Genomic DNA, 12,429 nt, shown 5'->3' with positions numbered 1-12,429 from the left:
CGCCCCAGCTGTTACCTCCAGTAGCAAAACGATGCTGCCTCGGGCCTCCCACTCCCATCGGGGGAGGGCGAGGCCCGGTTGCCTCATGGGCGTGCATCGACCGACTGACTCGCCCCAAGTTGGTGAAAAAACAAGGAGCTAAGCCTTGTCGTCTCGACGGGAGAGGGCGCCTCTTCATTAAAAATATAAAAACATATGTTATATGGCATGAGCCTTGCAGTCTGTTTGGTGACGGCCTCCCCGTGATGCGAGGGAGGATGAACCAAGCCGCTGGATCCATCGTTACGCCAATAACAACCACGAGGATATGACATGAAACTACTGCGCGACTCCCTGCCGGAGAGCTGGTCACTGGTCTTCTCGGCCTTCGCCGCCGCCTACGGCGTCGGCCTGCTGGCGCTGCTGGCCCTGCCGTTCCTGATCAGCGCCATCATCACCGACTTGGGGCTGAACGAGGCCCAGGCCGGCTACCTGATGTCCGCCGAGTTCCTGCTGACCATGGTGGCCTCGCTGATCATCGCGCCCCTGATGGGGCAGGCGCCGCGGCGCACCCTGGCCCTAGTGGGGGCCCTGGTGGCCATTCTGGCCAATCTCGGCTCGGCCATGGCGACCGAGGTGACCACCCTGGCCATCCTGCGCTGCGTGGCCGGCGCCGGGGCCGGCCTGGCGCTGGCCTGCGGTAACGCCTGCGTCTCCAGCGCCCGGGACCCCGACACCATCGCCGGCTACATGAACGTGCTCTTCGTGGCGCTGATGATCGTGGTGATGCTGGTGTTCGCCCGCACCATGGCCAGCAGCGGCCTCTCGGGGCTCTATTTCTCGCTGGCGGCGACCCAGGCGGTGATGCTGCTCTTCATGCTCAAGATGCCCCAGAGGGCCGCCATCACCCAGGCCATGACGCAGGCGGCGCTGCCCAACAGCAAGATGCTCTCGGCGGCGGCGGTGTGCATGATGCTGGCCACCTTCCTCTTCTCCATGCGTGACACCATGGGCTGGGCCTTCGTCGAGCAGGTGGGCATCCGCGTCGGCTACGACGGCGAGAGCCTGGGCCTGCTGTTCTCCCTGCAGGCCTTCGTCGGCCTGGCGGGCCCGCTGCTGGTGGCACTGATCGGCAGCCGCTTCGGGCTCAGCAAGCCGGTGATCATCGGTATCCTGCTGTGCGGCGGTTCCAGCCTGGGCTATGTGCTGGGCGAGGCCTCCATCGTCATGTACACCACCGGCGTGATGATGATCGCCTTCACCTACTTCTACACCCTGGCCTACCTCACCTCCCTGGCCGCCTCCCTGGATCGCGAGGGGCGCGTGGTGGCCGCCTGCGGCAGCTTCCTGACCCTGGGCATCGCCATCGGCCCCGCCGTCTCGGGCACCCTGATCGCCATCGGTGGCTATGCGCTGACCGGCTGGGCCATCGCCATCACCGTGGGCCTGACCCTGCTGGCGGTCTCGGTGCCCCTGGCCAAGGCCCGCCAGCGCCGCCAGGCGGAGCAGCTGGCCGCCGAGAGCGCCGTCACCGCTTCCTGAGCCATTACGACTCGTCGTGGGGCCGTGATGGCCCCCGGCGAGTCGCACGGAAACCGTCCCGTAAGACACGCCATCTACGACGAACGATTGACAGAGTTTCTGCAAAAATCCTTTGAAACATATAAAACCATATCTTATATTTTTTACATGGCATCGCCCCAGGCAGCAGCACGATAACCACAGACACTCTTGCCCGGATGCCAGGACGATAACCGATAACAAGAGGTGCCTATGTCCACCATGATCGAAGAGCCCACCGACCAGGCTCCCTACCTGGATGTGGCCGACCCGGGATTCTCGATTCGCTCCCAGGTCGTCGAACAGGCGCGGGAGAAGAGCTGGTATGCCCGCACCCCCTATGGCATCGCCGTGTTGCGCTATGACGAGGTCAATACGCTGGTCCGTGACCGCCGCCTGCGCCAGGGAAGCTACGCCTGGCCGGCCCATAACAATGCCCATGGCAGCTTCTCCGACTGGTGGATGCGCATGCTGCTGAGCAAGGAGGGTGCCGATCATTCCCGGCTGCGGCGCCTGGCCAATCCGGCCTTTGCGCCCAAGCTGGTCAAGAAGATGACCCCGGATTTCCAGCGGATCGCCGACGAGCTGATCGACGACTTTATCGATGCCGGCGAGTGCGATTTCGTCGCGGCATTTTCCGAGCCTTATGCCACCCAGGTGATCTGCCTGCTGCTGGGCCTGCCGCGTAGCGAGTGGAGGAACCTGGCGGAATTGGCCTCGGAAATGGGCCTGGCATTGGGCGTCACCTTCAAGCGCGACGAGGCCCGGATCAATGCCGCCACCGACAAGCTCTTCGCCTACGCCAAGGCGGTGGTGGAGAACATCAAGCGGGAGGGGCTGGGGGATGACTTCCTGAGCAGCCTGGTGCGCGCCAACCAGGACGACGACCAGGCGCTGAGCGATCAGGAACTCTACGACATGATCGTGCTGGCGATCTTCGGCGGCATCGATACCACCCGTAACCAGATCGCCCTGGCCCTGGACACCTTTATCCAGCACCCGGCGCAGTGGAAGCTGCTCGGCGAGCAGCCCGAGCTGGCCCGGGCCGCGGTGGAGGAGGTGATGCGGGTGCGTCCCACCGTGACTTGGGTGACCCGGGAGGCCCTGGAGGACTTCACCTTCCAGGGGCTGGAGATCACCCAGGGCACCACGGTGCACCTGTTCAGCCAGTCGGCGGGCACCGACCCCCGCGCCTTCGACGACCCCGGTTTCGATATCACCGCCAAGCGCTGCCCGCACTTCGGCTTCGGTGCCGGTGCCCACCACTGTATCGGCCATTTCATCGCCCGGGGCGACATGACCGTGGCCCTGGCCAAGCTGGCCCAGCGCCTGCTCGATCCCGAGTACGCCGGCACCCCAGAGTGGCTGCCGGATAGCGGCAACACCGGTCCGGTCAGGCTGCCGATTCGCTTCCGGGCGGGGAGGGCGGCATGACGGCCCCGAGCATCGCCATCGTCGGCGCCGGCCCCTCCGGCTGCTACCTGGCCCAGGCCCTGCGCAAGCAGTGGGCCGAGGCGCGGATCGATATCTTCGACCGCCTGCCGGTGCCCTTCGGCCTGGTGCGCTACGGGGTGGCCCCGGATCATCCCGGCACCAAGGCGGTGACCCGCCAGTTCGAGCGCCTCTTCGAGCGCGATGGCATCGGCTTTCACGGCAACCTGGCGCTGGGCCGTGACCTCGCCCTGGACGAGCTGCGCGAGGCCTATGACGTGGTGGCCCTGGCCACCGGCCTGGCCGCCGACCGCCGCCTGGGAATCCCCGGCGACGACCTGCCCGGGGTCTACGGTGCCGGCGTCCTGACCCGTCGCCTCAACGATCATCCGGACGAGCAGGGGCTGCGCCCCGACCTGGGCCGGCGGGCGGTGATCATCGGCCAGGGAAACGTGGGCATCGACGTGCTGCGCCTGCTTAGCAAGCCGGAGGCCGCCTTCGAGGGCTCCGAGCTCTCGCCGGAGGCGCTGGCCGCCTGCCGGACCAAGCCGCTGGCACGCCTCGATATCGTCGGCCGCTCTTCCGCCGCCGAGGCCAAGTGCGACGCCGCCATGCTCCGCGAACTGGGGCGCCTGGCGGGGCTCTCCTTCCATTTCGCCGCGCCGCTGCCGGCACCGGAGAGCGTCGAAGACAAGGCCGCCGGCCAGCGCCTGGCCGCCTTCCACGAGTTGGCCGAGTGCGGCGCCGACGGTGAGGGCTGCCAGATCCACTTTCACTTCGGCTGGACTCCGGAGGCGGTGCTCGGCGAGGCCCGGGTCGGCGGGGTGCGCTTTTATGGCGGCGAGAGCGGTGAGGAGAACCTGGAGCTTGCCGCCGACAGCCTGATCACCGCCATCGGCTTCACCCAGCACGACCCCAGCCTGCCCGGCGCCCCCGAGGCGCCCCGGCCCGACGACCAGGGGCGCCTGGCTGCGGGCCTCTACTGCACCGGCTGGCTGCGGCGTGGTCCCCGCGGAACCATTCCCGAGAACCGCCAGGATGCCCGCGCCGTGGCCGCCATCATCGCCGCCGACCTTGTCGCCGACCGGGCCGAGCGTCCCCTGGGGCGGCCCGGTTTCGCGGCCCTGCCCGCGGCGGTGATCGCCCGGGCCACCGACTTCTCTGGCTGGAAACGCATCCAGGCGGTGGAAGCCGCCGAGGCGCCGGCCGGCCGACTCTGTCGGCGCATTCCCGATCTGGCGAGGCTGCTCGAGATCGCCCAAGCGACCCCCGTGGGAGGACCCTGAGATGACGATTCATGTGATTTACGGCACCGAGACCGGCAACGCGGAAATGGTCGCCGACGACCTGGTGGAGGCCCTGGAGAATGACGCCACCGTCACGGCCCGTGACCTGGCCGACTTCGACCCGGCCGAGGTGGCCGAGCGGGACTTCGTGATCCTGGTCAGCTCCACCTATGGCGAGGGCGAGCTGCCCAACTCGGCCCAGCCCTTCTTCGCCAGGCTGGAGGCTCAGGCCCCCGACCTCAGCGGCCTGACCTTCGCCACCTTCGGCCTGGGCGACAGCTTCTACGAGACCTTCAACCACGGCAGTCGGATCCTCGCCGACAAGCTGCGCGAGCTGGGCGCCACCGAGCTGGGCGAGCGCGGCGTGCATGACGCCTCCAGCGGCGAGCTGCCCGGCGAGGTGGCGGTGGAATGGTTGAAGGGCCTGCTCGGCGCCCACGGTGCGCGGATCATGGCCGGCGAGGCCACCGCGGAGGCCGCCTCATGAGTGTCCTGCGCCTGTGCATCCTCGAGAACGGCCTGGTGCCGGAGCCGCTCGGTGAGCGCTTCGCCGGCTACCCGGCGATGATCGAGGCCTGGCTGGGACCGGCGCTGCCGGAGGCGAGCTTCGAGGCGGTTTCGCCGGTCTCCGGGGAGGCGCTGCCGGACCCCGCCGCCTTCGATGGCTACCTGCTGACCGGCTCCAAGCACAGCGTCTACGAGGGCGCCGACTGGATGCGCGCCGAGATCGACTTCCTGCGCCGCGCCCGGGCCCTGGGCCGTCCGATCTTCGGCATCTGCTTCGGCCACCAACTGATGGCCGATGCCTTCGGCGGCCGCACCGCCAAGGCCGGAGCGGGCTGGGGCCTGGGGGGGCAGGACTATCGTCCCGACGATGGGGCCGAGGTCGATCGAGGCGCCGGCCGGGTGCTGGCCTTCCACCAGGACCAGGTCATGGAGCTGCCGCCCCAGGCTCGGGTGCTGGCCGGCAGCGACCACTGCCCCCACGGCGTGCTGAGTTACGCCTTCCCGGCGCTGTCGGTGCAGTACCACCCCGAGTTCACCCCGGCCTACGTGGAGGCGCTGCTGGATCGCTACGGCGGCCACCTCTTCGATCAGGCCGAGGCCCAGGCGGCCCGAGCCAGCCTGTCGCCGCCCGATCTGGCCAATGCCGAGGTCGCCGCCTGGGTGGCGCGCTTCTTCCGGGAGGCCTGCGTCAGCGCCTCTCCCGCCGCCGGGCGGGCCACCCCTAGCCCCATCGACCCCTAGTACGAATCGACCGAGCACTGCGCGTTTTCCCCTGGCTCCGCCAGGTACAACAACCACAACAGAACCGCCTTCGCCTCCTCAGGGAGCGCTTGGCAAAGGAGAATGACATGACGTCTCTGACAAGTACCGCCCAAGCCACGTCGGCCCTCGACACCGCCCTCCAGGCGGCCCCCACCACGGCCCTCGATCGCCATCGCGAGACCAACAACAGCGCCGCGGTGACGCAGGAACTGAGCGCGCGCATCCGCGACTCCGGGGTCGAGTACCTCTACTACCAGGTGGTCACCCTCACCGGCCGGGTGGTAGCCAAGGTGGTACCGGCCAAGCACCTGCTGCGCAACCTGGACAAGGGCATCCAGTTCCACCGTACCGCCATCTCCGACCTGCAGTGCAACCGCGCCGGCGAGCTGCTGGGCGGCGGCGCCCAGGCCGCCGAGTTCACCGGCATGCCGGACGCCGACAGCTTCCAGGTGCTGCCCTGGGACCGCTCCATCGGCTCCTTCTTCTGCCGCCTCTACGAGCCGGAGCACCGCCCCGAGAACGGCGGCAGCATCCTCGCCACCGACCCTCGCGGCCTGCTGCTGGACACCCACCGCCGCTTCGTCGACGAGACCGGCCTGACCCTGCGGACCGGCCTGGAGCCGGAGATGTCCTGGCTGGGCGAGAAGCTCAACGTCAAGGTGCGCCCCGGGGCCAGCCCCGCCTACCACCTGGGCAACCTGGAGCTGATGCGGCCCATCTTCAAGCGGGTCATGGAGTACGCCGGCGCCATGGGCCTGGACATGATCGAGGGCGACTACGAGGATCCGGGCCAGCTCGAGCTCAACTGGATGTTCGACGACTGCCACCTGACCGCCGACCGCATGATGACCTATCGCCTGATCTGCCGTCAGGTGGCCCAGGAATTCGGGGTCAAGGCCAGCTTCATGCCCAAGCCCACCACCGGCAGCATGGGCAACGGCTGTCACCACAACTTCAGCCTGTGGCGCGGTGACGAGAACGTCCTCGCCGAGCCGGGCCGCCGCGAGCTGCACCTCACCGAGACCGGCCAACATGCCCTCGGTGGGCTCCTGGCCCATGCCCCCGGCGCCATGATGATCATGGCCTCCACCGTCAACTCCTATAAGCGCTACTGGGACACCGGGTTGTTCGCCCCCAACTGCATCAACTGGGGCATGGACAACAAGACCTGCACCGTGCGCCTCTCCGCCAACGGCCGCCTGGAGTTCAAGGTGCCGGACGCCAGCGTCAATCCCTACCTCTCCCATGTGATGCTGCTGGCCGCCATGCGCGACGGCCTGAAGAACGAACTGGACCCGGGCGCCCCGGACAACAGCGACAGCATTCCGGGGGCGGCCGGCGAGATCCGCTACCTGCCGCGCACCCTGGGCGACGCCATCGCCGCCTTCGACCAGGACGCCGTGATCCAGGGCGCCATGCCGGCGGAGATGGCCAGCCTCTATCGCGACCTCAAGGCGGACGAGTGGGCGCGCTACTGCGCCGCCGTGACCGACTGGGAAAAATCCATGTACGAGGACTACCTGCCGTGAACCAGACCGCGACCGATCTCAAGCTCAAGGTCATCTGTGCCGACCTTCCCGCGCCGCCGTTGTTCTGGCGCGACGACCAGGGCCAGCGTCACGGCTACGAGGCCGACGTGGCACGGCTGCTGGCCAGCAAGCTGGCTGGGGATACCGCCTTCGTCTACCGTCAGTGGGCCGACTTCTACCCCGCCCTGGAGGCGGGGGAGGGGGACATCCTGCTCTGCGGGCAGGGCATCTCCGAGTACCGCCAGACCCTGGCCGACTTCACCGCCCCCTATGCGGTCTTCGACGAGTCGGTGATGGTGCGGCGCGGCTCGCCCATCCGCCGCGCCGAGGATCTGGCGGGGCGCCGGGTCGGGGCCATCGACAAGAGCCTCAACATGGCCCTGGCCGAGACCTTCGAGGGCGCCATCCGGGTGCCCTTCTCGGGGGAGTCCGAGGACGTGATGGGGGACATGGTGGCGGCCCTGCGCCGCGGCGAGATCGACGCCTTCGTCGATGACGACGTGGCCCTGGTGCCCCTGGCCGAGGAGGAGGACCTGGCCATCGCCTTTACCGTGGCCAGCCGCAACGCCTGGGGCATCGCCGTGAAGAAGGGCGAGCCCGAGCGCCTGGCCCGGGTCGAGGCGGCTCTGGCCGAGGTCAAGGCCAACGGCGAGCTCCGGGCCCTGTGGGAGCGCTGGATGCCGACCCTCGACTACCCCTTCTGAACCGCCACGGGGAGCGCCGAGCCGGCGCTCCTTCCCCTATTCACGACACCCTGGTGACGCCATGAAACCGAGACGCGCCCTCGCGGTGCTGCACTCGCCCAGCGACGTGCCGGGCACCCTGCCCGAGGTGCTCGCCGAGCACGGCATCGCACTACAGACGCACCTAGTGAGCGACCCCCTGCCGCCCCCGGAGACGCTGGAGATGGTGGTGGTGATGGGCAGCCCTGAATCCGCCTACGACTCGCGCCTGCCGTGGCTTGAGGCCGAACTGCGCTGGCTGAAAACGGTCATCGACGCCGGCGTGCCGACCCTGGGCATCTGCTTCGGCAGCCAGCTGCTGGCCCGGGCCCTGGGCGGTACCGCCCTGGCCGCCGGAGAGGCCGAGATCGGCTGGACGCCGCTGCGTGACCGCCATCCCGACTGGCACCACCCCGGCCCCTGGCTCAACTTCCACTTCGATACCTTCCGCCTGCCCGATCATGTCACCCTGCTGGCCGATACCGCCCTGGCCCCCCAGGCCTTTCGCCACGGTTCGGCCTGGGGTGTGCAGTTCCACCCCGAGATTACGGTGGCGATGTTCGATACCTGGCTCAGCGACTGGCAAAAGAGCGAGGAGGGGCGACGCTTCCTCGACGAGGCCGGCGACCTGCCGCGGCGCCTGCGCGACGAGATCGCCCGGCGTCAGCCCGATAACACCGCCAACTTTCGTCGCCTGATGGGCGATTTCCTGGCCGCCATCGCGGCGCCGGAAAAGGAGATAAGCTGAGATGACCCCCATCGACGGCCAATGACTGGCGGGCCCGGGCCGAGGGCCTGACGATCGTCGGCGAGGCTGATATCGCGGGGCCGATACGCCGTCTCGTTCCGGCGAGACCCGTGAGAAGATCCGCCCCGAGGCTGGCCGCCTGCTGGCGCGGGTGGCGAGTCAATCGGCAAGCGAACGGGGTTGCTGCAAGGCGCCCTCAGACCCCATAAGTCGAGGGTTCGCGGCATACGCAACAGGTTGGCGTTGCCGGGACAATCACTCAAGGAGATAAGTCACATGGGTAAGTATGCGGTCATCAATCCGGCAACCGGTGAGACCATCAAGGAATACCCCACCGCGACCGATGCCGGGATCCAGGACGCCATTGCCGCCGCGCAGAAGGCGTACACGGAGTGGTCGCGCAAGACCACCCTTGCCGAGCGCGCGGCCCTGGCTCAGAAGGCAGCGGATCTCTTCCGTGAGCGCAAGGAAGCGCTCGGCGCCATCATCAACCGCGAGATGGGCAAGCCACTCGCCCAGTCGATCGGTGAGGCCGAGTTCTCCGGCGACATCACGGAGGTGTTCGCCAAGAACGCCGAGGCGTGGCTCGCCGACGAAGTGCTCGATGTCGAGGATGGTCTGCGCACCTTTATCCGCCACCAGGGGCTCGGGGTCATCCTCGGCATCATGCCGTGGAACTACCCGTACTATCAGGTGGCACGCTTCGCCTCACCCAACCTGATTCTCGGCAACACCATCGTGCTGAAGCACGCTGAGAGTTGTCCGGAGTCAGCACTTGCCATCGAGCAGATCTACCGCGACGCGGGGTTCCCCGAGGGCGCCTATGTGAACGTGTTCGCCTCGCACGAGCAGATTTCGACGATCATCGCGGATGATCGCATTCAGGGCGTCTCTCTGACCGGGTCAGAGCGCGCTGGCTCGATCGTCGCCGAGCAGGCCGGCAAATATCTCAAGAAGTGCGTGCTCGAGCTCGGCGGGTCCGATGTGTTCCTGGTCCTCGAGACGGATAACATCGACCACGCCGTGAAGCACGCCGTCGCTGGCCGCATGGAGAACACCGGCCAGGCCTGTAACGGCTCGAAGCGGATCGTCGTCATGGACAAGTACTTCGACGAGTTCACCGAGAAGTTCAAGGCGGCCATCGCAGGCCTATCGTACGAAAACGGCGACTTCGGTCCGCTCTCCTCCGAGGGGGCGACCCGGGGGCTCTCGGCACAGGTGCAGGGGGCTCTCGCTCAGGGGGCCAAACTGCTCGTCGGTGACAACGACCCGAAAGGCAACGTTTACACCCCCTCGATCCTCGCCGAAATCACCCCGGCGATGGACGTGTACAGCCAGGAACTCTTCGGCCCGGTCGCGCAGATCTACAAGGTCTCGAGCGACGAAGAGGCGATCGAGCTCGCCAACGCCTCGCCCTATGGCCTCGGATCGATCGTCATCTGCGACGATCTCGAACGCGCCGAGAAAGTTGGCAACCAGCTGGATGTCGGCATGGTCTTCATCGGCGCATCGGGCCTGGAGGGGGCAGACATCCCCTTCGGCGGCGTCAAGAAGTCGGGCTACGGCCGCGAACTCGGCAAGGGCGGCATGATGGAGTTCGCGAACAAGAAGCTATTTCGCTTCGCTGGCTAATTTCATGGGATTGGGCCATGCCTCACAGGGGGCATGGTCCCTTTTTCTGTGACACCCCCAACCCTGTAGAACTGACCCTCCACCCAGTAGGAGCTAGCTTGAGCTGGCGATTGGCGCCGCAGGCGCCCTGGTAGCGCCCCCGCCAGCATCGACATAGCCTCCACCGACAAGATGGGTTGCCCCTTGTGGGAGCTCGGCTATCCCGAGCGATTGGCGCCGCAGGCGCCCTGGTAGCAACACAGCTTCTCGGCCATATCACCATTCTCAGTGACGACCCCCTTCCTCGGGTATCCCATCACATGCCAGGATAAAAGCGGCCAGTCCAACCCGCGACAACCACAAGGAGGTGCCAGCCCATGCCTTTTCTCGACCTGGAGGTCAGAACCGCCCGCATCGTGCACGGCTTCGACGAGGCGAACCGAGAGATCGCCGAATGCCCGGAAGAAACGGACTTTACCCGCAAGCTGATCGCCATCTCCCGCATCCAGTCGATCAGCGAGCAATACCTGCTGGTGACCGGCTCCCATGGACGGGTGATGTACTGGGAGTATCACGGCAGCCTGGATGAGGTCGAGGCCCGCCTGGCCACGGCCGGCCTGATGCTGGAGTGACCGGCGGCCCATAAGGAGGAAAATATGCAAGGAAGCTGTCTATGCGGTGGGGTGCGCTACGCCATCGAAGCGCTGAGCACGGCCCCACAGATCTGCCACTGTCAGACCTGCCGGAAGGCCCATGCCGCTCCCGCGGTGGTCACGGCGGGGGTAGCCCGGTCGGCGTTTCGCTGGCTCCAGGGTGAGGCGCTACTCAACCGCTACGAATCCAGTCCCGGCAAGTGGCGTCACTTCTGCTCGCGCTGCGGCTGCCACCTGATCGCGGAGCGGGAAGGTCAGGCGCATCTCGTCTTGCGCCTGGCTACCCTGGACGAAGACCCCGGCGTGATGCCCGAGGCGCATATCTGGACCAGCCACGACCAGCCCTGGCTGAGCGGTGAGGGCCTGCCACGCCATCCCCAGTGGCCGCCAGGCCGATAAGCGCCGAGGACAGCCCTACAAAGCTCCACTTTGTACCTGTTGGAGCTGGCTTTAGCCGGCGATCTGCGCCTGATTACCTTGCCAAATTCATTTTCCCATCCAACGCGCCCCATAGGCGGAGTTACCGCTTACCCGCGTGAAAGGCGTCCAATTCCAGCTATGCACGACCATCCCGCCATGGCTAAGATGGAAAGCAATATTCGATTAGTGGATGGGGCGGGGAGGCAGCATGGTGGCAGGGAGCTGGCTGGCGAAGCCGCCGAGTGGGGCGGCGGCTATCGATTCGAAGCGGCTATGCCGGCAAAGGCAGCAGGCACATTCATTGGGGGTATGTGGCATGCACGATGATCGGTATTATGCTGCCAAGCTATATTTTATTCCCTTGTTTTTCAATAAGATAAGAGGTGATCCGGCTTGCGGCATAACATTATTGAACGCGCGTGCGCGTTCAAGTGGGATATGAAGCGTGCGGTCTAATACCTGTTAAAAATAAGAGGTTTCATGGCAAAAAGGGATGAGATTCGAAAAGAATTGGCTGCTCTCTATAAAGAGGGGGTTGAGCTAGCACAGGCCTTACAAAAAGGTGAAGAAATTCAATTTGAATACTCCTATCAGTGCTGGTACACGAAAGCCTTGAAGGCTGTTGGTTCATTGGCACCAGATCGCTTGCAAGAATTTAGAGCTTACTACGAGCCGGATCCAAAGAGAAAGAGCTTGGGGTATGGCACATACGTAATACAGGATCTACTGAAAGGCCTAGCCCCTTCTAGGGTGCATTATCCGGATTTCGATACGAAAGACCGGGCTCTTCGGTGCTTTTTTAATCAACTGACTATTGTTGCGGCGTTGTCCGAACGAATCGACTTAATAATTTCCAATATTGAGAACGAGCTTTACGCTGACTTGCAGGATAGTGAATTAGAAACAGCGGAAAGGCTAGCTAAGGTTAGTCCTAGAGCTGCAGGTGCGTTAGTGGGTGTAGTCATTGAAGGCCACCTGCAAAAGGTGGCGAAGCAGCACCAAGTAAAAATAACCAAAAAGTTTCCGACAATCGCTGACCTAAACGACCCACTGAAAGCGGCCGGGATAATTGAAGTCCCTGAGTGGCGAAAGATTAGTTGTAGGGTCCCGGATGATCAAATGAGCTATAGGAGTTATCCTCTGCTGGCAGCCAGAGAGCTTCTACAGCAATTCATTTGGGAGCAGGTTCATGGACATCAAGCTGCATAAGCAGGCCACCAC

The 12,429-nt window shown here is 65.5% G+C and carries 12 protein-coding genes; all 12 read left to right on the top strand.

The features are described 5' to 3' along the window. Positions 1-312: 312 nt before the first annotated feature. The 12 genes from NFU04_RS12225 to NFU04_RS12170 all read left to right on the top strand — a co-directional run bounded on the left by NFU04_RS12225 (position 313) and on the right by NFU04_RS12170 (position 12,417). Positions 313-1,521, top strand: coding sequence for an MFS transporter (locus tag NFU04_RS12225; RefSeq protein WP_251309706.1), 1,209 nt, complete (start codon positions 313-315; stop codon positions 1,519-1,521). A gap of 231 nt (positions 1,522-1,752) precedes the next feature. Beyond that, positions 1,753-2,973 (top strand): cytochrome P450, encoded by a 1,221-nt coding sequence (locus tag NFU04_RS12220; protein WP_251309704.1) that lies wholly within the window; start codon positions 1,753-1,755, stop codon positions 2,971-2,973. After that, positions 2,970-4,256, top strand: a complete 1,287-nt coding sequence (locus NFU04_RS12215) for an FAD-dependent oxidoreductase (RefSeq protein WP_251309702.1) — start codon at positions 2,970-2,972, stop codon at positions 4,254-4,256. Before NFU04_RS12220 ends, NFU04_RS12215 begins: the two co-directional genes overlap by 4 nt. 1 nt (position 4,257) lies before the next feature. Further along, on the top strand, positions 4,258-4,743 hold the full coding sequence (locus tag NFU04_RS12210; RefSeq protein WP_251309700.1) for a flavodoxin domain-containing protein: 486 nt from the start codon (positions 4,258-4,260) through the stop codon (positions 4,741-4,743). Further along, positions 4,740-5,504 carry a type 1 glutamine amidotransferase gene (locus NFU04_RS12205; protein WP_251309699.1) on the top strand — a complete coding sequence of 255 codons (765 nt, stop codon included), beginning with the start codon at positions 4,740-4,742 and terminating at the stop codon, positions 5,502-5,504. Before NFU04_RS12210 ends, NFU04_RS12205 begins: the two co-directional genes overlap by 4 nt. A gap of 107 nt (positions 5,505-5,611) precedes the next feature. After that, positions 5,612-7,054, top strand: coding sequence for a glutamine synthetase family protein (locus NFU04_RS12200; RefSeq protein ID WP_251309698.1), 1,443 nt, complete (start codon positions 5,612-5,614; stop codon positions 7,052-7,054). After that, on the top strand, positions 7,051-7,758 hold the full coding sequence (locus NFU04_RS12195) for a substrate-binding periplasmic protein (protein ID WP_251309697.1): 708 nt from the start codon (positions 7,051-7,053) through the stop codon (positions 7,756-7,758). The genes NFU04_RS12200 and NFU04_RS12195 overlap by 4 nt, the downstream gene beginning before the upstream one ends. A 61-nt stretch (positions 7,759-7,819) precedes the next feature. Continuing rightward, positions 7,820-8,524 (top strand): type 1 glutamine amidotransferase, encoded by a 705-nt coding sequence (locus NFU04_RS12190; protein ID WP_251309696.1) that lies wholly within the window; start codon positions 7,820-7,822, stop codon positions 8,522-8,524. A gap of 276 nt (positions 8,525-8,800) precedes the next feature. Beyond that, the gene (locus tag NFU04_RS12185; protein ID WP_251309695.1) at positions 8,801-10,156 is read left to right on the top strand and encodes an NAD-dependent succinate-semialdehyde dehydrogenase; all 1,356 of its coding nucleotides are present in this window, start codon (positions 8,801-8,803) and stop codon (positions 10,154-10,156) included. 356 nt (positions 10,157-10,512) lie between these two features. Next, positions 10,513-10,767: a hypothetical protein gene (locus NFU04_RS12180; protein WP_251309694.1), complete on the top strand. Its 255-nt coding sequence runs from the start codon at positions 10,513-10,515 to the stop codon at positions 10,765-10,767. Positions 10,768-10,791: 24 nt separating this feature from the next. Further along, positions 10,792-11,187: a GFA family protein gene (locus tag NFU04_RS12175; protein WP_251309693.1), complete on the top strand. Its 396-nt coding sequence runs from the start codon at positions 10,792-10,794 to the stop codon at positions 11,185-11,187. A gap of 501 nt (positions 11,188-11,688) precedes the next feature. Further along, positions 11,689-12,417: a hypothetical protein gene (locus tag NFU04_RS12170; RefSeq protein WP_251309692.1), complete on the top strand. Its 729-nt coding sequence runs from the start codon at positions 11,689-11,691 to the stop codon at positions 12,415-12,417. Positions 12,418-12,429 lie beyond the last annotated feature (12 nt).

This window comes from Halomonas sp. NCCP-2165 (genome assembly GCF_023708045.1).
Classification (GTDB): Bacteria; Pseudomonadota; Gammaproteobacteria; order Pseudomonadales; family Halomonadaceae; genus Bisbaumannia; species Bisbaumannia pacifica.
The sequence above is the reverse complement of the archived record's forward strand: the minus strand, read 5'-3'. Positions and strand labels throughout refer to the sequence as shown.